This is a genomic window from Halopseudomonas sp. L-58, assembly GCF_056859475.1.
Genome location: NZ_JBSXON010000056.1, coordinates 11,911 through 33,664, shown reverse-complemented (window position 1 = coordinate 33,664; position 21,754 = coordinate 11,911). Strand labels below are relative to the sequence as shown.

Genomic DNA, 21,754 nt, shown 5'->3' with positions numbered 1-21,754 from the left:
GCGGCCTTTTTTAATGTCCGATGATCAGGGATTGCGCGCCAGGCGCAGTCCGCTGAATTGCCACTGCGCCGCGGGCGGGAAGAAGTTGCGGTAGGAGGGTCTGCTGTGGCCCGCCGGGGTGGCACAGGAACTGCCGCGCAGGACCATCTGGTTGATCATGAATTTGCCGTTGTACTCACCAACGGCACCTGCCGCCGGCTGGTAACCGGGGTAGGGCAGGTAGGCACTGTTGGTCCATTGCCAGACCTGGCCAAACAAGCCCGCAAGATCTGGTGCGGTACGCGCCGCGTGCTCCCATTCAGCCTCTGTCGGCAGCCGTGCGCCCGCCCAGCGTGCGTAGGCATCGGCTTCATACAGGTTGATATGGCAGGCCGGTGCTTCGGGGTTGAGCTCTTGCCGGCCAGCCAGGGTAAAGGCGTGCCAGGGTTCACCCGAGGTCTGCAGCCAGTACAAGGGCGCCCGTGCCTGTCGCTGGTTGACCCAGTCCCAGCCATCGGACAGCCAGAGCTCCGGACGCTGGTAGCCTCCGTCGGCAATAAAGGCCATGAAGTCGGCGTTGCTGACGTTGCGCTCCCCCAGCAGGAAGGGTTCCAGCCAGACGCGGTGGCAGGGGCCTTCGTTGTCATAGCTGAAGCTGGCGTCGGACGCGCCGATCTCGCACAGACCGCCGGTAAACGCCCGATAGGGGTAAGGCTCAGTGGCAATAGCGGAGCGTTGTTCAGGTGCGCTTGTCCGCCAGGCGGGCATAAGCGGGTTACAGGAAAAGTGGTGTTTGAGGTCGGTGAGCATCAATTCCTGATGCTGCTGTTCGTGGTGCAGCCCCAGGGTCAGCAGCGGGGCAAGGTGGGTGCGCTGACCGGCGTCGCTCAGCAGCTGGCACATCTGCTCGTCAACGTGCCGGCGATAGCTGAGCACCTCGTCCAGTGTGGGGCGCGACAACAGACCGCGTTCGGCACGCAAATGACGTTCGCCGATGCCCACGTAGTAGGAGTTGAACAGGACCTTGTAGGCCGGATCAACGAGTGGGGGCGGCTCGGGCAAGGCGGCGAGAACAAAGGTCTCAAAGAACCAGGTGGTATGGGCCAGATGCCATTTCAGCGGGCTGGCGTCGGTCATGGACTGCAGCTGACAGTCTTCGGGGCTCAAGCCGCGGATCAGCTCCAGTGAGTGCGCGCGGACCCGGGCGTAGTCGAGTTCCAGGGTGCCGGGTGCTGCGTGTCTGGCCGAGCGGTTCATGCCGGCTCTGCCAGAAAGACACCGAACCAGTCTTGCGGGTCTGTCCAGTAGTGGCTGCAGTGCAGGCCGCTGGCGGCCAGCAGAGCACAAAACTCATCCACACTGTATTTGTGGGAATACTCCGTGACGATGTGCTCCCCGGCGTCGAACTGGCGCTGGGTATGGCGGGCCAGGTGCACTGAGTGGCGCTCACGGGCAACCAGGCGCATTTCGATACGGTGGTGGTCCTCGTCAAAGCGGGCGCGGTGTTCAAACAGTTCAGGCTGAAAATCGGCGTCCAGCTCCCGGTTGACGACATTGAGGATATTCAGGTTGAACGCGGCGGTAACGCCGCAGGCGTCATCGTAAGCTGCTTCCAGGACGGCGCGGGGCTTGATCAGGTCGGCGCCAATCAGCAGGCGACCGTGGCTAGTGCAATGGGCGCGTATGCGGCTGAGAAAGCGCATGGCGGCGCGGGGCTCGAAATTGCCGATGGATGAGCCGGGGTAGAAGAATACGGGAGGGTTGTCGGGGCGTTCTGCCAGCAGATCATGCAGTTCGAGATGCTGGGTGAAGTCGCTGATCACGCCAACGCATTCGAGCTGAGGGTGCTGCCGGGCAACGTCGGCTATTGAGCTGTGCAGAAACTCTCCTGCGATGTCGACACCGACCACGCGCGCCGGGTCGACGGCGTTCAGCCATTGCTGCGTCTTGCTGCAGTCACCGCAGCCGAGATCGACCCATTGCGGGTCGTCTGGCAGGTGGCCGGCGATCGTCTCACGGTTTTCCGAGAAAATCAGCGCCTCGGTGCGCGTGGGGTAATACTCATCGAGGCGGCAGATGTCGGTGAACAGCTCGCAGCCGCGTTCATCGTAGAAGTACTTTGAGTCGATGCGTGCGGTTGGCTGCAGCAGTCCCTGCAGAAGTTGTTGGCGCTCATCCTGAATCGGAAGGCGCAGGGTGGACTCGAGTCTGGGCAGGTCAAGAGCAAGGCTCACGTGGCGTCATCCTCTGCAGGTTAAAGTTAAAACCTAGCAGTGGGTTGCGCTCAGCGCCAAAATGACCGGCCAGTCAGGCCCCGGGCTGTGATCCAGTGCCGCGCCTTTATCAGAGCCCCTTGGCGTCGTCGGCCAGCACACGGATAGCCTTGAACAGCTTGCGCGCCGCCGCCGGCGGCTTGTTCTGCTCGGCTTCCTTGGCCGCCTGGCGAGCCAGTTGGCGCAGGTGCTGACGATCTGCGGCGGGGTAGGCCAGCATAAACAGCTCCAGCTCGTCCGCACGGCCGGTCAACAGCCGGTCGCGCCAGCGTTCGATCTGGTGGAAGTGCTGGTTGTGGGCTGCGCTGCTGCTGTCAAACAGATCCAGATAGGTCTGAATTTGCTCAATATCCTGATCGCGCATCAGCTTGCCAACATAGCTCATATGGCGTTTCAGCGCGCCGCGTGCGGTGTGCCGACTGGCCTCGGCGAGCGCCAGGCGCAACTTGTCGGTCAGCTCCAGCTTGGCCAACTGGTCGGGTTTAAGTGCCAGCAGGCGCTTGCCCATTTCCTGCAGGGCGTCCATCTCCCGTTTGATCTGGGTCTTGCTCTTGCCCTCATCAACGGGCTCGAGGGATTCGTCGTCGTGAAACTCGGTCATGGTGATCCTGTCTGGAGATGGTCGCGTCAGCTTTTGCCGGGGGTAATGATACCCGTTTCCCGCTGGCCGCGGCCAATCCGTGGTGGTTTCCGGTTGCGCAACCTCGCTACAATGGCTGCTCGAACCGGAGGTGACATGAGCGCGAATACCATCAGCGTAGCCGAGAATCCCGCAAGCCTGCAGCAGACGCTGGAGCAGCGGGTGGCCTTTATTGTCGACGAGGCGCGACGTCAGGGAGCAACCGCAAGCGAGGTCGCGGTCAGCCAGAGTACCGGGCTGTCGGTGAGCGTGCGCAGCGGTGAAGTCGAAACGGTCGAATTCAATCGTGACCAGGGCTTCGGCATTACCCTGTACGCAGGTCAGCGCAAGGGCTCGGTCAGTACCTCCGATACGTCCGACGACGCCATCCGGCGGGCGGTTGAGACAGCACTGGCGATTGCGCGTCATGCATCCGAGGACCCCTGTTCCGGTCTGGCCGATGCCGAGTTGATGGCTACCCAATTGCCGGATCTCGATCTGTTTCACCCGTGGGAGCTGTCTGCCGAGCAGGCGATTGATCGGGCTCTGGAGCTGGAGCGCTCGGCCCTTGCGGTTGATTCGCGGCTGACAACCGACAGTGCGCAGATCAGCAGTCAGCAAGGCTGCCGGGTGTATGGCAACAGCCATGGCTTCATTGGCAGCGCCCTGAGCAGCCGCCACAGCAGCGCGGCGGTCATGATCGTCTCTTCCGAACAGGGCATGCAGCGTGATTACTGGTACGCCGTCGATCGCGTACCGGGGCGATTGCCAAGCGAGCAGGCGGTAGGGCGCAAAGCCGGTGAGCGGACGCTGGCGCGCATCAACCCCCGCACGGTCAAGACCGCCAAGGTGCCGGTGCTGTTTGCTGCCGATCAGGCGGTGGGCCTGGTTGGCCATTTGTTCGGTGCCATTTCCGGCGGAGCTGTCTATCGTCAATCCACATTTTTGCTCGATGCGTTGGGACAACCGATTTTCCCTGCCTGGATGACCATGCGCGAAACCCCCTACCTCAAGCAGGGCATGGGTAGTGCGGCGTTTGATGGCGATGGTCTGCAAACGCGTGAACAGGCCTTCATCGAGGACGGCCAACTGGTCAGCTGGTTGCTCAGCACCTACTCTGGCCGCAAGCTCGGGTTGCCCAGTACCGCCAACGCGGGCGGTGTGCACAACCTGCAGGTCACCAGTAACGCGGGCGATCTCGATGCACTGCTCAAGGAAATGGGCACCGGCCTGCTGGTGACCGAACTGATGGGGCAGGGCGTGAATGGTGTCACCGGCGACTATTCCCGCGGTGCCGGCGGCTTCTGGGTCGAAAATGGTGAAATTCAGTACCCGGTCAGCGAGATCACCATCGCCGGCAATCTGAAGGATATGTATGCCAACCTGCGTTGCGTCGGCAGCGATGTTGAACGTCGTGGTAACTACCTGACCGGCAGCTGGCTGGTGGATGGGATGACGGTAGGGGGCGCGTAGCGCTCCCTACCGTCAGCTGCAAGCCGTAAGCTTCAAGCTGCAAGTGAAACCCGCACGGTTTTGACTTGCGTGGGTTTAGATTGAAGCGTCGAACGGTCGGAAAGCTTGCAGAAAACACTTGACCACCCTGACGCCGCATTCACCCTGTTGCAGCTTGCAGCTTGCAGCTTGCAGCTTGCAGCTTGCAGCTTGCAGCTTGCAGCTTGCAGCTTGCAGCTTGCAGCTTGCAGCTGGGCTTACTCCCCTTCCCCAAAATAGTCGTTGATCAGCTCCAGCAATGCCTGCAGGGCTTCTTCTGCCTGCTCGCCTTCGCAGCTGACGCAAACCTCTGTGCCCTTGCCGGCGGCCAGCATCATGACCTGCATGATGCTCTTGCCGTCAACCTGGTCGGTTTCGTCATGGCCTATGGTGACCTTGCAGCCGTACTGGTTGGCAATGCCCACAAACTTGGCGGCGGCACGGGCGTGCAGGCCGAGTTTGTTGATGATCAGAACACGGGAGCTTGGCATCAGGGCAGGTCGCGGTGGCGTATCAGCAGGTTGGGTGTGTCGGCGCTCAGTTCGCGCACCAGTCGCTCGGCGATATAGACCGAGCGGTGATGGCCGCCGGTACAGCCGATGGCGATGGTCATGTAACTGCGTTCGCTGGCGGCGTAGCGGGGCAGCCATTTCTGCAGGTAGTGACAGATGTCCTGGTACATATCTTCCACTTCCGGCTGTTTGCCGAGGTAATCACTGACCGGGGCATCACGGCCGGAAAAGGCGCGCAGGTCGGGCAGCCAGTAAGGGTTGGGCAGGCAACGCACGTCGAATACCAGGTCGGCATCCACCGGCAGGCCGCGTTTGAACCCGAATGACTGGATCAGGACCGAGGGCTGGCTGCCCTTGGTGCCGAGCAGTCGCTGTTTCAGGTGGTCGCGCAACTGGTAGAGATTCAGGTGGCTGGTGTCGACCTTGAGCGTGGCCAGGTCGATGATCGGTTGCAGCAGCAGTGCTTCACGGTCCAGGGCCTCGCCAAGTGACAGGTTGCCGTCGGTCAGCGGGTGTTTGCGGCGGGTTTCCGAAAAGCGCTTGATCAGTACGTCGTTACGCGAGGCCAGGAACAGCACGTCACACTGGACTCCTGCATTGCGTACGTCCTGCAGCAGCTCGGGGAAGCGTGCCAGGTCGTTGGGCAGGTTGCGGGCGTCGATGCTGATGGCGACTTCCGGCAGGCTGAAATCATTCTGTCTTGCCTGGCGGGCCAGTTCGGGCAGCAGGCCTGCGGGGAGATTGTCGATGCAGTAGAAGCCGTTGTCTTCAAGCAGATGCAGCGCGGTGCTTTTACCCGAACCGGAACGGCCGCTGACGACAATCAAACGCATGTCAGCCTCCGTCGCCGTCGCCAACCATGACGCGATAAAGCGCATCCGCGTCCGGTGCTGCGCGCAGTGCATCACGCAGCTCGGCGTTGTCGAGCTTGCCAGCCAGCATTTTGAGAATCTGCAGGTGTTGCTCGGTGGCTTCCTGCGGGACCAGCAGCACGAAGATCAGGTCGACAGGTTGGCCATCGAGAGCGTCGAAATCGATTTTGCCGTCCAGCTGCAACAGGGCGCCTATGGCCTGGTGGCAGTCTTCCAGACGACAGTGAGGGATGGCAATGCCATTACCAAAACCGGTTGACCCCAGGCGTTCACGAGCGATCAGGTTTTCGTAGATGGCGTCAGGATCCAGGTTGGTGTGCTGGGCGACCAGCTTACCGATCAGCTCCAGCACACGTTTTTTGGATCCGCCCTGAACGCCGGCGAAGGTACGTTCAGGGGTCAGGATGTGGTCTATTTGCATGGTGATGCAGTGAAGGTCCGGTTATCGGTCGTTCGCGCCTTGCTGACGGTCGATGTGCTTTTCCTTGTGCTTGATCAATTGGCGATCCAGCTTGTCGGTCAGCAGGTCAATGGCGGCGTACATATCGGAGTGTTCTGCCAGGGCAACCACTTCACCACCGGCAATGTGCAGGGTGGCTTCGGCCTTCTGCCGGAGTTTCTCTACTTCCAGGGTGACCTGGACGTTGGTGATCTTGTCGAAATGCCGCTCCAGGCGGGACATTTTTTCGGTGACGTAGTCGCGCAGTGCGTCGGTGATATCGAGTTGGTGACCGCTAATGTTCAGTTGCATACGGCATCTCCTGATTGGCTTGTTGTTGCTGGGTGACGACCTGTCACCCGGTATTGCCACTTGCGTGATCCCTGAACTGGATCTGCTGCGTTGAACGGCTCATTCGAGCCTGTTTTCGCAGGTACTAGACCAGTCTCTTGCGTTCGCTCGAAGGCGCGATGTTGAGCGACTCGCGGTATTTCGCGATGGTCCGTCGGGCTACTTCAATGCCCTGTTCTTCAAGTAAACCAGCGATCTTGCTGTCGCTCAATGGTTTCTTTGGGTTTTCTGCTGCGACCAGCTTTTTGATCAGCGCGCGGATAGCGGTGGAGGAAAATTCCCCGCCTTCGCTGGTGCCGACGTGGCTGGAGAAAAAGTACTTCAGCTCGAAGATGCCGCGCGGCGTGTGCATGTATTTCTGGGTCGTAACCCGCGAAATAGTCGACTCGTGCATGCCGACGGCTTCGGCGATGTCATGCAGCACCAGTGGCTTCATCGCCTCTTCGCCGTGCTCAAGAAAGCCACGCTGGTGTTCGACGATCTGGGTGGCGACCTTCATCAGGGTCTCGTTGCGACTCTGCAGGCTCTTGATGAACCAGCGCGCCTCCTGCAGGTTGTTGCGCAGGTAGGTGTTGTCGTCACTGGAGTCGGCCCGTCGCACCATCGAGGCATAGTGGCCGTTGACGCGAACCTTGGGTACCGCTTCCTGGTTCAGTTCAACCAGCCAGCGATTGGCGTCGCGGCGCACAATCACATCCGGTATCACATACTCCGGCTCGCCCGAGGCGATTTCCGAGCCCGGGCGGGGGTTGAGCGTCTGAATCAGCGCAACCACGTCACGCAGCTGGTCTTCCTTGAGCTTGCTGCGGCGCATCAACTGGCTGAAATCGCGGCTGCCGAGCAGTTCCAGGTGATCGCGCACGACGCGGGTCGCCTGTTCCAGCATCGGGGTGTTCTCGGGCAGCTGACGAATCTGCAGCAGCAGGCATTCGCGCAGATCCCGCGCGCCAACGCCTACCGGCTCGAATTGCTGGATGCGATGCAGCACCATTTCGACTTCATCGAGTTCGACTTCGAGCTCTGCGGGCAGGGAGGCCAGAATGTCATCCAGCGACTCTTCAAGGTAGCCGTCGGCATTGATGCCGTCGATCAGCGCTGTGGCGATCTGATAATCGGTTTCCGACATCGGCAGCAGGTTCAGCTGCCATTCCAGATGACTCTGCAGGGTCTCGCCGGTGCCGGTACGCGAGGTGTAATCCCAGTCCTCGTCATCCTGGCTGGGCAGCGAACTGGCAGAGGTCTGGTAGACGTCTTCCCATTGGGTATCGACCGGCAGTTCACTGGGAATCTGTTCATTCCAGTTGCCTTCCTGGTCGTTTTGTCCGTGCTGCTCGATGGAGTCGAGGGAGACCGGCTCGGGCAGGGTTACCGCGGGGGCGTCATCGTCGCCGCTTTCCTGGGCGCTGCTGCCGTAGTCGTCATCGCCGTCGTCTGCCATTTCCAGCATCGGGTTGGCTTCCAGTGCCTCCTGCACCTCCTGCTGGAGGTCAAGGCTGGATAGCTGAAGCAGTCTGATGGCTTGCTGCAGCTGCGGTGTCATCGTCAGCTGCTGCCCCATCTTGAGGACGAGCGAGGGTTTCATTGTGTCGCGAAATACCTTGTGCGCTTGATCAAACCATGTGCCGGGCGAAGTCCGGACTCGTTCCCCGCTAGCATGCCTGAGTTGCGGGTGCTTTTATAGCCGGAAGGCGTGGCCCAGGTACACATCTTTCACTGTCTGGTCCGCCAGCACGGTCTCGGCGTCGCCTTCAGCGATGATGTGGCCGTCGTTGACGATATAGGCCTTGTCGCAAATGTCCAGCGTCTCGCGAACGTTGTGGTCGGTGATCAGTACGCCGATGCCCTTGTCCTTGAGGTGCTGGATGATCTGCTTGATGTCGTTGACCGAAATCGGGTCTACCCCGGCAAAGGGCTCGTCCAGCAGAATGAAGCTGGGGTCGGTTGCCAGTGCGCGCGCAATCTCGGCGCGCCGGCGCTCACCACCGGACAGGCTCATGCCAAGACTGTCGCTGAGGTGGTGGATATGGAATTCACGCAGCAGCGATTCGAGTTTCCCCTCGCGCGCCTGACGGTTCAGGTCCTTGCGGGTTTCCAGAATCGCCATGATATTTTCGGCGACGGTCAGCTTGCGAAAGATCGAGGCTTCCTGCGGCAGGTAGCCGATGCCTTCGCGGGCCCGGCCGTGCATCGGCAGGCGGGTCACGTCCTTGCCGTTGACGGTGACCTGGCCTTCATCCGCCTTGACCAGGCCAACGATCATGTAGAAACAGGTAGTTTTGCCTGCGCCGTTCGGGCCGAGCAGGCCGACGACCTGGCCGCTATCGATGGATACGGACACATCACGGACGACCTTGCGCGATTTGTAGGCCTTGGCCAGATGGCGCGCCTGTAATGTGGTCATGGCGTTGCCGGCTCTTCGCTTGGCGCTTCGGTATTGCGGCTGCGCGGCTGAATCACGATTTCGATACGCCCTGAGCCCCCGCCGCCGTTGGCGCCGCTGCTGCTGTTGCCGGCATCGACGACCTGACGCTGAATGTCGTAGCTGACATGCTCACCCTGGAAGGTATTGCCGGACTGTTCAAGAAACGCATTCCTGATCAGCACGATGGTCTCGCGGTCGGCGTGGTACTCGATGGTCTCGGCGCGCGCCTTCACCGGCGGTTTGTTGGCTTCCGGCGTTTGCTGATAGGTGGCCGGTCCGCCCTGGGTGATCATGGTATTGAGCTCACCATTGGCATTGGTGGTCAGGGTAACGCGGGCACCGGTGAGGCGCAGGGTGCCCTGGGTAATGACCACATCGCCGGTGTATACGGCGGTATTGCGCTTGTCGTCCAGCGTCGCGCTGTTGGCCTGAATGCGAATCGGCTGGCTGCTGTCGCTGGGCAGTGCCAGAACGTGGCTCACTGGACACACGGCCAGCGTCAGGGCAAGGAGGGATTTAACGCACCTCATATTGGCCTCGTACGGTGGACAGCAGCTTCAGGCTACCGTCGTTGAGAAATAGTTGCATGCCCTCGGCAGTGGTCACACTGCGAGCGGCTTCGATTCTAACCGGTTGATCGGTTTCCGCGTAGTCACGGGCGGGAAACAGGGTCAGGGCTGACGTGGTCAGCTGACGCGCGTCATCGGTGTTCTGTTTCAGCAGGACATCGGTCGTCAGGTCAACGCGGTCACCGCGCTGGGTAACGACACCCTGACGCGACTTCAGCAGCCACGGCGTCGGATCCTCTCCCCGGTAGAACAGCAGCTCAGGGTCTTCCAGGTGAGTACTGCCGTCGTCTACCTGATGAACGGCATGGGAGGTCGTCAGCCGGTATGCAACCTTGCCCTGTTCATTGAGCATCAGGATGCGCGCGTTGTCGATATAGAAGTCGGGACGGTCGGTCTGAGTCTGCGGCTTGCCGGTGTTGAAGCTGGACGGATTGATGTTCCAGTAACCGACAGCCATCGCCAGCGCTGCCCCGGCAATGATCAGCAGGCCGACGACCAGATAGCGTGGTAGCGTCAGGTTCACAGGTAGGCTGCCTGTGCCTGGTCCAGGGTACCCTGGGCGCGCATGATCAGTTCGCAGAACTCGCGGGCTGCACCCGCGCCACCGGCGGCGCGGGTAACGCCATGGGCGTGTTCGCGCACAAAGGTGTCGGCAGTGGCGACCGCCATCCCCAGGCCGGCGCGGCGGATGACCGGCAGGTCCGGCAGGTCGTCGCCAAGGAAGGCAATCTCGTGCATTTCGACCGGGACGATCTCACGCAGCTCGGCCAGGGCGGTCAGTTTGTCCTCGCGGCCCTGAATAAGGTGCTTGATGCCCAGGTTGGCGGCGCGGCGCTCGACCAGTGGCGATTTTCGGCCGCTGATGATGGCGACCTCGACGCCCGAGGCGATGAGCATCTTGATACCGTGGCCATCCAGCGTATTGAAGGACTTGAACTCGGTGCCGTCGGGCATGAAATACAGGCGGCCGTCGGTCAGGACGCCATCAACGTCGAAGATGGCGAGGCGAATTGCTTTTGCGCGTTCGATCAGCTTTTCCATATTCAAACTCAGACCACGCCCGCACGGAGCAGATCATGCATGTTGAGGGCGCCCACCGGCCGGCCTTCAGTGTCTACCACGAACAGACCATTGATGCGGGCGTCTTCCATGATTTTCAGGGCTTCGGCCGCGAGCATACCACTGCGCGCAGTCTTGCAGTGACGGGTCATTACGTCGCTGATGCTGGCACGCTGAAAATCGATGTTGTGATCCAGGCTGCGGCGCAGGTCGCCATCGGTGAAGATGCCGGCCAGCTTGCCATCGGCATCTATGACGCCGGTCAGGCCGAGGCCCTTGCGGGTCATTTCCAGCAACGCGTCACGCAGCGGCGCGTTGGGCTTGACCAGGGGCATGCTCCCACCTGCGTGCATGATGTCGTCAACCAGCAGCAGCAGGCGGCGTCCCAGACTGCCACCGGGGTGCGAGAAAGCGAAGTCCTCGGCACTGAAACCCCGCGCTTCGAGCAGCGCGATGGCCAGTGCGTCACCCATCACCAGTGCGGTGGTGGTGCTGGAGGTCGGTGCCAGGTTCAGCGGGCAGGCTTCCTGCTCGACGCCGGTGTCCAGGTTGGCGACTGCGGCCAGTGCCAGGGTCGACTGCGGGTTGCCCGTCATGCTGATCAGGGGTGCGCCGAGGCGCTTGATCAGCGGCAGCAAGGTCACTACTTCGGCGGTATTGCCCGAGTTGGACAGGGCGATGACGACATCCTCGGCGGTGATCATGCCCATGTCGCCGTGACTGGCCTCGCCCGGATGGACAAAAAAGGCGGGGGTGCCGGTGCTGGCCAGGGTGGCGGCGAGCTTGCGGCCGACATGTCCGGACTTGCCCATGCCGGTGACAACCACGCGGCCGTGGCATTGCAGCAGGGTGTCGCAGGCGATGGTGAAGGGCTCTGCCAGTCGCTGCAGCAGGGAATCTACCGCATCGCGTTCCATGCTGATGGTGCGCGAGGCGGATGCAATATAGTCAAAATCGGCCATGTGCTATTCGTCGGTAATCGCTGAACGCGCAAGTATAGCGGTTTGTCGGAGCTAACTCACCCGCCTTGACCAGCTTCGTCTCGGCGTTAACCCGTTCTGGGGAGGCTGCCCATTCCCGGCTTGGGCTGCCGTCGGGGAACTGGTATATTAGGCGGCTTCGTTTGCCCGAGGTCTGGGCATGATCCGCAAAGGCCCGAACAGCACTATGACCGACGTGTCAGATTACATCGTAGACCTTCAGGGCGTGACCTTCCGGCGCGGCCAGCGAGTCATCTTTGATGGTGTGGATATCCGTATTCCCCGCGGCAAGGTCACCGGCATCATGGGTCCGTCCGGGTGCGGCAAAACCACGCTGCTGCGCCTGATCGGCGCCCAGTTGCGACCCGAAAGCGGGTCGATCTGGGTGAATGGCCGCAATATTCCCGAGCTGGGGCGCGAGCAGTTGTTTGCCGCGCGTCAGGACATGGGCATGCTGTTCCAGAGCGGTGCGCTGTTTACCGACTTGAGCGTGTTCGAAAATGTCGCCTTTCCGCTGCGGGTGCATACCGAACTGCCGGAAGACATGATTCGTGACATTGTTCTGCTCAAGTTGCAGGCGGTTGGCTTGCGTGGTGCCCGCGACCTGATGCCGGATGAGTTGTCCGGCGGCATGAAACGCCGGGTTGCGCTGGCGCGTGCGATCGCCCTCGATCCGCAACTGATGATGTATGACGAGCCTTTCGTGGGCCAGGACCCGATTTCTATGGGTGTACTGGTGCGTCTGATTCGTCTGCTCAACGACGCGCTCGGGTTGTCCAGTATTGTGGTCTCGCACGATTTGGCCGAGACCGCCAGTATTGCCGACTACCTGTATGTGGTAGGTGACGGCCAGGTGCTCGGGCAGGGTACGCCGGATGAATTGATGAACTCCGACAACCCCCGTATTCGCCAATTCATGCAGGGAGAGCCTGATGGCCCGGTGCCGTTCCACTTCCCGGCCAGGGATTATCTGCAGGATCTGATACAAGCGGAGAAAGACGCGTGAGTGCAGTCGACAGGTTGGTTCTGCTCGGCAGAGCAGGGCTGGACACCATTACTGCCCTGGGTCGCTCCGGGCTGTTTCTCGTCAATGTGATGTTCGGGCGGGCGAGCTTTGGCAACGGCTGGGCGCTGCTGGTCAAGCAGTTGCATTCGGTTGGTGTGCTGTCGCTCGCCATTATTGTCGTGTCCGGCCTGTTTATTGGCATGGTACTAGCGCTGCAGGGCTACAACATTCTGGTCGGCTACGGTTCCGAGCAGGCGGTCGGCCAGATGGTGGCCCTGACGCTGTTGCGCGAGTTGGGGCCGGTGGTAACCGCGCTGCTGTTTGCCGGGCGGGCAGGTTCTGCTCTGACCGCCGAGATCGGTCTGATGAAAGCCACCGAGCAGTTGTCGAGCATGGAAATGATCGGCGTTGATCCGCTCAAGTACGTCATTGCTCCGCGTCTGTGGGCGGGCTTTATCTCCATGCCGCTGCTGGCGATGGTGTTCTGCGTGGTCGGGATATGGGGCGGCGCCATGGTGGCCGTTGACTGGCTGGGAGTCTATTCCGGCTCCTACTGGACGAACATGCAGAATTCGGTGCAGTTCGTCGACGATGTACTTAACGGCCTGATCAAGGCCGTGGTGTTTGCCTTCGTCGTCACCTGGATCGCAGTCTTCCAGGGATATGACTGCGAGCCCACATCCGAAGGCATCAGCCGTGCAACCACGCGCACCGTAGTGTATGCGTCGCTGGCCGTGCTGGGGCTGGACTTCATCCTCACTGCCCTGATGTTTTGATTAGCCAAGGAATCATCAAATGCGTATCCGTAACCTGGAATTGACTGTCGGCGTATTTATTCTGGCCGGCGTGCTGGCGCTGACCGTGCTGGCGCTGCGTGTGGCCGGGCTGACTCCGGGCAGCACGGGCAGCACCTACAGTGTGCATGCCTATTTCGACAATGTGGCGGGGCTTACGTCGCGCGCCAAGGTAACCATGTCCGGTGTGACCATTGGTCAGGTCACTGCCATTGAATTCGACAAGAATCGTTACAGTGCGCGGGTGGATATGGCCATCGACAGTGACGTTGATACCCTGCCTGCCGACAGCACCGCATCGATTCTGACTGCCGGCCTGCTGGGCGAGAAATACGTTGGTATTTCGGTGGGTGGCGAGGAAGACCTGTTGGTTGACGGCAGCGAAATCTATGACACCCAGTCTGCACTGGTGCTGGAGGAACTGATCGGCCGGTTCCTGCTCAATACAGTAAGCAAGGAAGACTGACTGCAGTCAGCCCCACAGGAGAATGTACATGCGCCCGATCATCAATGCCTTTGTTGCCCTCACGCTGCTGTTGCCGGCGCTTGCCTTGGCTTCCGCGACCCCACAACAGGTTGTCGAGGATACCTCGCGCAAGGTCATGGAGGTGCTTGACGCCAACCGTGAGACCTATCGCAACGACGTGGAAGCGTTCACCGTTGGTCTGAATGACGTGCTGGAGCCGGTTGTCGATTTTGACGGCATTGCGCGCAGCGTCATGACCGTGCGCTACAGCCGCGGTGCCAGCGACGCCCAGATGCAGCGCTTTATCGAGACATTCAAGCGCAGCATGGTGCAGTTCTACGGCAATGCGCTGCTGGACTTCCAGAGCGGTGAGATCACCGTGCTGCCGGCCAACAACCGTGAGCCGCGCCCTGACCGCGCCAGTGTCGACATGCAGGTCAAGGCCAATGATGGCCAGGTCTATACCGCCACCTACACCATGTCCGACATCAATGGCCAGTGGAAGGTGCGTAACGTCATCGTCGAGGGTATCAACATCGGCCTGCTGTTCCGTGATCAGTTTGCGCAGGCCATGAAGACCCACAACAACAACCTGGATGCGGTTATCGACAACTGGGGCAGTGTTGTCGCCAAGTCACGTGAAGTGGCCTCCCAAGAGGTGCAGCAGTGAGCAATGCCAGCTTGCAGGTCGATGCCGAGGGCGTTGTGCGCCTGGCTGGCGTAATCGATTTTGACTCTGCCGGATCTGTGCGCGACGGGCTGCAGCAGGCTGCAGCCGGGGGGCAGGGGCCGCTGGTGCTGGATATGTCCGGGGTGACGCAGGCCAACAGTGTTGGCCTGTCTTTGATTTTGCGCGCGGCAGAACATTGCCGGCAGCAGGGGCGCGAGTTGCGGTTACGCTCGGTTCCGGACGGGCTGCAGAGTATCGCCCGGGTATGCGGGCTGGATGCCTGGCTGAGCGACGTTGAGCGAGCCCGAGACAATTAGCTTTCAGGCGTTCTGCTCCAGCAGGGCGCCGCAAGGAGTAATTTGCAATGCAATCAGATGAAGTAAAGGCGTTGATCGAATCACGCCTGGAAGATGCCCGGGTCGAGGTTGAAGGCGAGGGCTGCAACTTTCAGCTCAACGTGATCAGCGACACCCTCGCGGCATTGTCACCGGTCAAGCGTCAGCAGCAGATTTATGCGCTGCTCAACGACTATATCGCTGACGGCCGTATCCACGCCGTTACCATGAAGTTTTACACCCAGGAGGCCTGGGCGTCGCGCGCCTGAGGTCTGGAGTACGTACCACGTATGGACAAACTGATCATCACCGGCGGCAATCGCCTGGATGGGGAAATCCGGATTTCCGGGGCCAAGAACTCGGCCCTGCCGATCCTCGCTGCCACGCTGCTGGCGGATGAACCTGTCGTTATTTCCAACCTGCCGCACTTGCATGACATCACCACCATGATCGAACTGTTCGGTCGTATGGGTGTGCTGCCGGTTATCGATGAGCGCCTGGGTGTCGAAGTCGATCCGACTCGCATCACCTCGCTGGTCGCACCCTACGAGCTGGTCAAGACCATGCGTGCATCGATCCTGGTGCTCGGCCCTATGGTTGCGCACTTCGGGCGTGCTGAAGTGGCGCTGCCGGGTGGCTGCGCCATTGGTTCGCGTCCGGTTGACCTGCACATTCGCGGCCTGGAAGCGATGGGTGCGACGATCATCGTTGAAGATGGTTATATCAAGGCTACAGCCCCCGAGGGCGGTCTGCGTGGCGCGCACTTCCTGTTCGATACCGTGACCGTGACCGGGACCGAAAACATTCTGATGGCGGCTACCCTGGCCAAGGGCAAGACCGTTATCGAAAATGCCGCGCGTGAGCCTGAAGTGGTCGATCTGGCCGAATGTCTGATCGCCATGGGTGCGCAGATCACCGGTCATGGCACCGACACCATCACCGTCCACGGTGTCGAGCGTCTGCACGGCGCGCGTTATTCGGTGATGCCTGACCGCATTGAAACCGGTACCTTCCTGGTTGCCGCTGCTGCGACCCGCGGCCGGGTCAAGCTCAAAGACACCGACGCTTCGATCCTCGAGTCGGTGCTGCTCAAGCTGGAAGAGGCGGGGGCCCACATCGATACCGGCAAGAATTGGATCGAGCTGGACATGAAGGGTAACCGTCCGCGCGCAGTCAATCTGCGGACAGCGCCCTATCCGGCATTCCCGACCGACATGCAGGCGCAGTTTGTCGCCATGAATGCGGTTGCCGAAGGCACCGGTACCGTCATCGAGACGATTTTCGAGAACCGCTTCATGCACGTTCAGGAAATGAATCGCATGGGTGCGCGCATTCTGGTTGAGGGTAATACCGCGATCGTCACCGGGGTCGAGCGTCTGAAGGCTGCGCCGGTGATGGCGACCGACTTGCGTGCATCGGCCAGTCTGGTTATTGCCGGTCTGGTTGCCGACGGCGACACCCTGGTCGACCGTATCTACCACATTGATCGTGGTTACGAATGTATTGAAGAAAAGCTGCAGGCCCTGGGCGGTATCATTCGCCGGGTCCCGGCCTAACAGAGAGTTTTCATGAGCCAGAGTCTGACCATTGCCCTGTCCAAGGGACGTATTCTCGACGACACCCTGCCGCTGCTGAAAGCGGCGGGCATCGAACTGACCGAGGATCTGGAAAAAAGCCGAAAGCTGATCTTCCCGACCACCGATCCGAACGTGCGCCTGCTGATCGTGCGCGCGACCGACGTACCGACCTACGTTGAGCACGGTGCTGCCGATGTCGGCGTGGCGGGCAAGGACGTGTTGATGGAGTACGGCAGTCAGGGCCTGTATGAGCCGCTCGATCTGAAAATCGCCCGCTGCAAGCTGATGACCGCAGGCCCGGTCGGCGTGCCGGAGCCGACCGGTCGGCTCAAGGTCGCTACCAAGTTTGTCAATGTCGCGCGCCGGTACTATGCCGAGCAGGGCCGTCAGGTTGATGTGATCAAATTGTATGGCTCTATGGAGCTGGCGCCGCTTGTGGGGCTGGCGGATAAGATCATCGACGTGGTCGACACCGGCAACACGCTCAAGGCCAATGGTCTTGAGGCCCAGGAGTTGATTGCCACCATCAGTTCGCGCTTGATCGTCAACAAGGCTTCGATGAAGATGAAGCATGCCCGCATCAAGATGTTGATTGATCAACTGGCCGAGGCGGTAGAGCGCCGCAACGCCTGATCCGTTTTCGAGTAACCATTCCCTGAATCGCCAAAGGTATCGCTATGAGTACGCCGCTGAAAATCGCCCGTCTGAACGCCAACCAGAGCGATTTTGCCCAGCATCTGGATACCCTGCTGGCCTGGGAAGGCGTCTCCGACAAGGCGGTTAATGACCGGGTTGAGGAAATTATCGCAGCGGTGCGCTCCAGCGGTGATGCGGCGCTGGTCGAGTACACCGAACGCTTTGACGGCCTCTCGGCCGGCAATATGGCCGATCTGACCCTTGATCGCGCCCGCCTGGAGCTGGCGCTTGAACGCATTACTCCGGCGCAGCGCAGCGCGCTGGAAGTGGCCGCCGAGCGTGTGCGCAGTTACCACGAGCACCAGCGCCAGGACTCCTGGCGCTACACCGAAGCTGATGGCACCGTGCTTGGCCAAAAGATCACTCCGCTGGATCGGGTAGGGCTTTACGTCCCCGGTGGCAAGGCGTCCTATCCGTCCTCGGTCCTGATGAATGCCATTCCGGCCAAGGTTGCCGGTGTGCCGGAAGTCGTCATGGTAGTGCCCACGCCGCGCGGCGAGATTAACGAGCTGGTGCTGGCGGCGGCCTGTCTGGCCGGTGTCGACCACGTGTTCACCATTGGCGGTGCGCAGGCTGTCGCGGCGCTGGCCTATGGCACCGAGACTGTTCCTCAGGTCGATAAGATCGTCGGCCCCGGCAATATCTATGTCGCCACCGCCAAGCGTGCGGTGTTCGGTCAGGTCGGTATCGACATGATCGCCGGCCCCTCGGAGATTCTGGTGGTCTGCGACGGCCAGACCGATCCGGACTGGATCGCCATGGATCTGTTCTCGCAGGCCGAGCACGACGAGGATGCCCAGTCGATCCTGCTGTCGCCGGATGCTGACTTCCTGGATGCCGTTGAGGCCAGCCTGAATCGGCTGCTGGGAGAGTTGGAGCGTGATGCCATCGTGCGTGTTTCGCTGGAAAACCGTGGCGCACTGATCAAGGTCGATGACCTGGAGCAGGCCTGCGTGCTGGCCAATCGCATCGCCCCGGAGCACCTTGAGTTGTCGGTCGCGGACCCGGAAGCGCTGCTGCCGCAGATCCGTCACGCCGGTGCCATCTTCATGGGGCGCTTCACCCCCGAGGCGCTGGGCGATTACTGCGCCGGCCCCAACCACGTGCTGCCGACCTCCGGCACCGCGCGGTTCTCCTCACCGCTGGGCGTCTACGACTTCCAGAAGCGCTCGTCGATCATCTTCTGCTCGCCTGAAGGTGCCTCCGAGCTGGGTAAGACTGCATCCGTGCTGGCCCGTGGCGAAAGCCTGACAGCGCACGCGCGCAGCGCGGAATACCGCATTAAGAACTAGCGGCAAGCTTCAAGCTGCAAGCGACAAGCCGAGCTGTGCAGGCTCGGCTCGCCGGGGTTGGCTTGAAGCTTGCGGCTTGCCGCTTGTAGCTCAATCGAGGATTGCCCGTGAGTCGTTTCTGGAGCCCCTTCGTCAAGGAACTGGTGCCGTATGTGCCGGGTGAGCAGCCCAAGGTCGAAAACCTGGTCAAGCTCAATACCAATGAAAACCCCTATGGCCCGTCGCCGCTGGTGGTGGATGCCATTCAGGCTGAGCTGAACGACAGCCTGCGTCTGTACCCCGCGCCAAACGCCGATGCGTTGAAGGACGAGATTGCCCGCTACTATGGCGTGCAGCCGTCTCAGGTGTTTGTCGGCAATGGTTCGGATGAGGTGCTGGCGCATGTATTTCATGGCCTGTTTCAGCACGGCAAGCCGGTGCTGTTCCCGGACATTACCTACAGTTTCTATCCGGTCTATTGTGGCCTGTACGGGATCGAGTCTGCGCCGCAACCGCTGCGCGAGGACTTCACCATTGATCCGGCCGATTACCGTCAGGCCAATGGCGGCATCATTTTTCCCAACCCCAATGCGCCTACCGGGGTCGGTCTGCCGCTGGCTGAGATTGAGGTCATTCTGGCCGCCAACCCGGATTCGGTCGTGGTGGTGGATGAGGCCTACGTCGATTTCGGCGGCGCTACCGCAATCAGCCTGGTGGATCGCTATCCGAACCTGCTGGTAACCCAGACGCTTTCCAAGTCGCGCTCTCTGGCCGGGCTGCGGGTCGGGCTGGCCGTGGGGCATGCTGATCTGATCGAGGCGCTGGAACGGATCAAGAACAGTTTCAACTCCTACCCGCTGGATCGTCTGGCGATTGTCGGGGCGGTTGCGGCATTCAAGGATCAGGCCTGGTTTGATCAGACCCGCAAGGCGGTGATGCGCAGCCGCGATGCGCTGAGTGCAGCGCTGACCAAGCGTGGGTTCGAGGTGCTGCCGTCACAGGCCAACTTCGTGTTCGCCCGCCACGGCAGCCGCGATGCTGCCGAGCTGGCCCAGGGGCTGCGTGAGCAGAAGGTGATCGTGCGTCACTTCAAGCTGCCGCGTATTGATCAGTTCCTGCGCATCACGATTGGAACTGAAGCGCAGAACGCCGCACTGCTGGCGGCGCTGGATACCCTGCTTTAGGGCCTGAATGACGGGCGAACCCCGACTTCCGCCGTGAAGCTCGCGGGTTCGCCGTTGCGCAGCACGTCGAGTCGAATGCTGTCGCCGGGCTTGGCGCGGGCCACCTGGTTCATCGCCTGACGGCCGCTGGTTGCCGGCTCGCCATCGATCTTCAGAATCACGTCGCCCGGCAGCAAGCCGGCATTCCACGCGGGGCCATTGCGGTACAGGCTGGCCACCACGATGCCCTGACTGACCTCCAGTCCGAACGACTCGGCCAGCTCCGGTGTCAGCGGCTGTACTTCTACCCCCAGCCAGCCGCGGATCACATGACCGTGCTGGATGATCGCCTGCATCACTTCAACCGCCAGCCTCACCGGAATGGCAAAACCGATACCCTGCGCTGCGCCCGATTGGGAGAAGATCGCTGTATTGATACCGATCAGGTTGCCTTCGGCGTCGACCAGTGCGCCACCGGAGTTGCCCTGGTTGATGGCCGCATCGGTCTGGATAAAGTCTTCGTAGGTGTTGAGGCCCAACTGGTTACGGCCGGTGGCACTGATGATGCCCATGGTGACCGTCTGGCCGAGACCGAAGGGGTTGCCGATGGCCATGACCACATCACCGATACGCTGCTCGTCACGGGAGTCGATGGTGATGGAGGGCAGGTTTGGCAGGTCGATCTTGAGTACCGCCAGATCGGTCTCAGGATCGGTGCCGATCAGGGTGGCAAGTGCTTCGCGACCGTCCTTGAGTGCAACCAGAATTTCGTCGGCGCCGGCGATCACGTGATTGTTGGTCAGCAGGTAGCCGTCCGGGTTGAGGATCACCGCCGAGCCCAGACTGGACTGGCGACGGGCCGGCGCGGGCAGGCTGTCGGCATAGTCGCGCAGTGAGCCGTCGGCACCGGGCTCGACTGCCTTGCTGGTATAGATATTGGCGACGGCAGGAGAGGCGCGCTCCACGCCGCGGCTGTAGGACACCAGCCCCATGTTTGAGCGCTGCGCTGAAACCTCACGCAGGACGATGTCGTGGGCGGGCAGGCCGATCCATTGCGGGAATTGCTGAATGATCAGCAGGGCCAGCAGGATACCGCAGACAACCGGCCACCCCATCGAGCGTAACAGTGCGTTCATCAAACCCCTACCCGTCATCTGTGCAGGCCGTTGCCGACCGGTGTGAGCGGCATTATACGGGCTCGTACCGGATTCTGCAGGGCATTGGTGACATCCTTGTAACCGTTCGGCGGACGCCGGACAATATGGCCTTTTCCCGCTGACGCCACCGGAGGCACCATGGTTGATCGCGACGCGCTGATTCGCTACTGCAACAAGCTGCTTGATAGCGGCGGCTTTCAGGATTACTGCCCCAACGGGCTGCAGGTTGAGGGGCGTACCGAGATTCGTCGTATCGTCAGCGGCGTGACTGCCAGTCAGGCGCTGGTCGACGCCGCGGTAGAGGCCCGGGCGGATCTGCTGCTGGTGCATCACGGCTATTTCTGGCGTGGCGAGTCAGCCGCCGTTGTCGGTGTCAAACAGCGCAGGCTCAAGGCGTTGTTGCAGAACGACATCAATCTGGTGGCTTACCATCTGCCGCTGGATGTGCACGCCGAGCTGGGCAATAACGTTCAGCTGGCGCGGCTGATGGGCTGGCAGATCAGTGGCGGTCTGGAGCCGAACAACCCCCGATCGGTTGGGCTGACCGGCGAGCTGGCCGCGCCGTGCGCGGGCGAGGAGCTGGCCGCCCTGCTGGCCGCCCGGCTGCAGCGTGAGCCGCTGTTTGTGGCCGGCCATGATCGGCCGGTCAAGCGCATTGCCTGGTGCACCGGCGCAGCGCAGGGCTATATCGACAAGGCCATCGCCCTCGGCGTCGATGCCTTTATCACCGGCGAAGTCTCCGAACCAACCGTACACGCCGCCCGCGAAAACGGCATCCACTTCTACGCCGCCGGCCATCACGCGACCGAGCGTTACGGCGCAAAGGCGTTGGGCGAACACCTGGCCGCGACGTTCGGGCTGGAGCATCGGTTTATCGATATTGATAATCCGGTGTAGGCAGCGCGAAGCGCGTAGCGCTGAGCTACAAGCTTCAAGCCGCAAGCTTCAACAAAACCCTCACGGTCGCGTAGCGCTGGGTTTCGGTTGTCGAGGGGCGAGGGTGAAAAGAACTTCAGGAAGCGCTGTACGACCCAGTCGCGGCACTCACCCTGA

The 21,754-nt window shown here is 61.3% G+C and carries 26 protein-coding genes; 12 read left to right on the top strand and 14 right to left on the bottom strand.

Annotation, left to right across the window (positions count from 1 at the left end):
- Window positions 1–24: 24 nt before the first annotated feature.
- From egtB to yjgA, 3 genes are all read right to left on the bottom strand, one after another.
- Window positions 25–1,236 carry an ergothioneine biosynthesis protein EgtB gene (gene egtB, locus AC13EY_RS08145; RefSeq protein ID WP_228246688.1) on the bottom strand — a complete coding sequence of 404 codons (1,212 nt, stop codon included), beginning with the start codon at window positions 1,234–1,236 and terminating at the stop codon, window positions 25–27.
- A complete protein-coding gene (gene egtD / locus AC13EY_RS08140) occupies window positions 1,233–2,213 on the bottom strand; it encodes an L-histidine N(alpha)-methyltransferase (RefSeq protein WP_228246689.1) in 981 nt (326 codons plus the stop codon). The genes egtB and egtD overlap by 4 nt, the downstream gene beginning before the upstream one ends.
- A gap of 109 nt (window positions 2,214–2,322) precedes the next feature.
- Window positions 2,323–2,853 carry a ribosome biogenesis factor YjgA gene (gene yjgA / locus AC13EY_RS08135; RefSeq protein ID WP_228246690.1) on the bottom strand — a complete coding sequence of 177 codons (531 nt, stop codon included), beginning with the start codon at window positions 2,851–2,853 and terminating at the stop codon, window positions 2,323–2,325.
- A 135-nt stretch (window positions 2,854–2,988) separates the two neighbouring features.
- On the opposite strand from yjgA, the gene pmbA reads away from it, so the two are divergent.
- Window positions 2,989–4,344 carry a metalloprotease PmbA gene (pmbA, locus tag AC13EY_RS08130; RefSeq protein ID WP_228246691.1) on the top strand — a complete coding sequence of 452 codons (1,356 nt, stop codon included), beginning with the start codon at window positions 2,989–2,991 and terminating at the stop codon, window positions 4,342–4,344.
- A 236-nt stretch (window positions 4,345–4,580) separates the two neighbouring features.
- Here pmbA and AC13EY_RS08125 read toward each other — a convergent pair whose 3' ends face one another.
- The 10 genes from AC13EY_RS08125 to AC13EY_RS08080 all read right to left on the bottom strand — a co-directional run bounded on the left by AC13EY_RS08125 (window position 4,581) and on the right by AC13EY_RS08080 (window position 11,548).
- A complete protein-coding gene (locus AC13EY_RS08125) occupies window positions 4,581–4,853 on the bottom strand; it encodes an HPr family phosphocarrier protein (RefSeq protein ID WP_088273235.1) in 273 nt (90 codons plus the stop codon).
- On the bottom strand, window positions 4,853–5,707 hold the full coding sequence (gene rapZ, locus AC13EY_RS08120; RefSeq protein ID WP_088273236.1) for an RNase adapter RapZ: 855 nt from the start codon (window positions 5,705–5,707) through the stop codon (window positions 4,853–4,855). The genes AC13EY_RS08125 and rapZ overlap by 1 nt, the downstream gene beginning before the upstream one ends.
- Before the next feature lies 1 nt (window position 5,708).
- The gene (gene ptsN, locus AC13EY_RS08115) at window positions 5,709–6,167 is read right to left on the bottom strand and encodes a PTS IIA-like nitrogen regulatory protein PtsN (protein ID WP_088273237.1); all 459 of its coding nucleotides are present in this window, start codon (window positions 6,165–6,167) and stop codon (window positions 5,709–5,711) included.
- 21 nt (window positions 6,168–6,188) lie between these two features.
- The gene (gene hpf, locus AC13EY_RS08110) at window positions 6,189–6,497 is read right to left on the bottom strand and encodes a ribosome hibernation-promoting factor, HPF/YfiA family (protein WP_088273238.1); all 309 of its coding nucleotides are present in this window, start codon (window positions 6,495–6,497) and stop codon (window positions 6,189–6,191) included.
- Window positions 6,498–6,621: 124 nt separating this feature from the next.
- Window positions 6,622–8,118, bottom strand: coding sequence for an RNA polymerase factor sigma-54 (locus AC13EY_RS08105; RefSeq protein ID WP_228247576.1), 1,497 nt, complete (start codon window positions 8,116–8,118; stop codon window positions 6,622–6,624).
- A gap of 93 nt (window positions 8,119–8,211) precedes the next feature.
- Entirely contained in the window at window positions 8,212–8,937 is a 726-nt protein-coding gene (gene lptB / locus AC13EY_RS08100) for an LPS export ABC transporter ATP-binding protein (protein WP_088273240.1), read from the bottom strand.
- Window positions 8,934–9,440 carry a lipopolysaccharide transport periplasmic protein LptA gene (gene lptA, locus AC13EY_RS08095; protein ID WP_228247575.1) on the bottom strand — a complete coding sequence of 169 codons (507 nt, stop codon included), beginning with the start codon at window positions 9,438–9,440 and terminating at the stop codon, window positions 8,934–8,936. Before lptA ends, lptB begins: the two co-directional genes overlap by 4 nt.
- A gap of 34 nt (window positions 9,441–9,474) precedes the next feature.
- Entirely contained in the window at window positions 9,475–10,050 is a 576-nt protein-coding gene (lptC, locus tag AC13EY_RS08090; RefSeq protein WP_088273242.1) for an LPS export ABC transporter periplasmic protein LptC, read from the bottom strand.
- Window positions 10,047–10,568 (bottom strand): KdsC family phosphatase, encoded by a 522-nt coding sequence (locus AC13EY_RS08085; RefSeq protein WP_228247574.1) that lies wholly within the window; start codon window positions 10,566–10,568, stop codon window positions 10,047–10,049. The genes lptC and AC13EY_RS08085 overlap by 4 nt, the downstream gene beginning before the upstream one ends.
- An 8-nt stretch (window positions 10,569–10,576) precedes the next feature.
- Window positions 10,577–11,548, bottom strand: a complete 972-nt coding sequence (locus tag AC13EY_RS08080) for a KpsF/GutQ family sugar-phosphate isomerase (protein WP_228247573.1) — start codon at window positions 11,546–11,548, stop codon at window positions 10,577–10,579.
- Window positions 11,549–11,753: 205 nt separating this feature from the next.
- Here AC13EY_RS08080 and AC13EY_RS08075 point away from each other — a divergent pair, with 205 nt between their 5' ends.
- From AC13EY_RS08075 to hisC, 10 genes are all read left to right on the top strand, one after another.
- Window positions 11,754–12,572, top strand: a complete 819-nt coding sequence (locus AC13EY_RS08075; RefSeq protein ID WP_088273893.1) for an ATP-binding cassette domain-containing protein — start codon at window positions 11,754–11,756, stop codon at window positions 12,570–12,572.
- On the top strand, window positions 12,569–13,348 hold the full coding sequence (mlaE, locus tag AC13EY_RS08070) for a lipid asymmetry maintenance ABC transporter permease subunit MlaE (RefSeq protein WP_088273245.1): 780 nt from the start codon (window positions 12,569–12,571) through the stop codon (window positions 13,346–13,348). The genes AC13EY_RS08075 and mlaE overlap by 4 nt, the downstream gene beginning before the upstream one ends.
- Before the next feature lie 19 nt (window positions 13,349–13,367).
- A complete protein-coding gene (gene mlaD, locus AC13EY_RS08065) occupies window positions 13,368–13,832 on the top strand; it encodes an outer membrane lipid asymmetry maintenance protein MlaD (RefSeq protein WP_088273246.1) in 465 nt (154 codons plus the stop codon).
- Between the two features lie 28 nt (window positions 13,833–13,860).
- Window positions 13,861–14,502, top strand: a complete 642-nt coding sequence (locus tag AC13EY_RS08060) for an MlaC/ttg2D family ABC transporter substrate-binding protein (protein WP_228247572.1) — start codon at window positions 13,861–13,863, stop codon at window positions 14,500–14,502.
- Window positions 14,499–14,819, top strand: coding sequence for an STAS domain-containing protein (locus AC13EY_RS08055; RefSeq protein WP_228247571.1), 321 nt, complete (start codon window positions 14,499–14,501; stop codon window positions 14,817–14,819). Before AC13EY_RS08060 ends, AC13EY_RS08055 begins: the two co-directional genes overlap by 4 nt.
- Before the next feature lie 47 nt (window positions 14,820–14,866).
- Window positions 14,867–15,106 carry a BolA family protein gene (locus AC13EY_RS08050; protein ID WP_228247570.1) on the top strand — a complete coding sequence of 80 codons (240 nt, stop codon included), beginning with the start codon at window positions 14,867–14,869 and terminating at the stop codon, window positions 15,104–15,106.
- 21 nt (window positions 15,107–15,127) lie between these two features.
- Window positions 15,128–16,393 carry a UDP-N-acetylglucosamine 1-carboxyvinyltransferase gene (gene murA, locus AC13EY_RS08045; protein WP_228247569.1) on the top strand — a complete coding sequence of 422 codons (1,266 nt, stop codon included), beginning with the start codon at window positions 15,128–15,130 and terminating at the stop codon, window positions 16,391–16,393.
- A 12-nt stretch (window positions 16,394–16,405) separates the two neighbouring features.
- The gene (hisG, locus tag AC13EY_RS08040; protein ID WP_088273251.1) at window positions 16,406–17,047 is read left to right on the top strand and encodes an ATP phosphoribosyltransferase; all 642 of its coding nucleotides are present in this window, start codon (window positions 16,406–16,408) and stop codon (window positions 17,045–17,047) included.
- A 44-nt stretch (window positions 17,048–17,091) separates the two neighbouring features.
- Window positions 17,092–18,402, top strand: a complete 1,311-nt coding sequence (gene hisD / locus AC13EY_RS08035) for a histidinol dehydrogenase (protein WP_228247568.1) — start codon at window positions 17,092–17,094, stop codon at window positions 18,400–18,402.
- A 107-nt stretch (window positions 18,403–18,509) separates the two neighbouring features.
- Window positions 18,510–19,565: a histidinol-phosphate transaminase gene (gene hisC, locus AC13EY_RS08030; protein ID WP_228247567.1), complete on the top strand. Its 1,056-nt coding sequence runs from the start codon at window positions 18,510–18,512 to the stop codon at window positions 19,563–19,565.
- Here hisC and AC13EY_RS08025 read toward each other — a convergent pair.
- Window positions 19,562–20,680 carry a S1C family serine protease gene (locus AC13EY_RS08025; RefSeq protein WP_228247566.1) on the bottom strand — a complete coding sequence of 373 codons (1,119 nt, stop codon included), beginning with the start codon at window positions 20,678–20,680 and terminating at the stop codon, window positions 19,562–19,564. The genes hisC and AC13EY_RS08025 overlap by 4 nt on opposite strands.
- A gap of 159 nt (window positions 20,681–20,839) precedes the next feature.
- Between AC13EY_RS08025 and AC13EY_RS08020 the strand changes: the two genes are divergently transcribed.
- On the top strand, window positions 20,840–21,598 hold the full coding sequence (locus AC13EY_RS08020) for a Nif3-like dinuclear metal center hexameric protein (RefSeq protein ID WP_228247565.1): 759 nt from the start codon (window positions 20,840–20,842) through the stop codon (window positions 21,596–21,598).
- Window positions 21,599–21,754 lie beyond the last annotated feature (156 nt).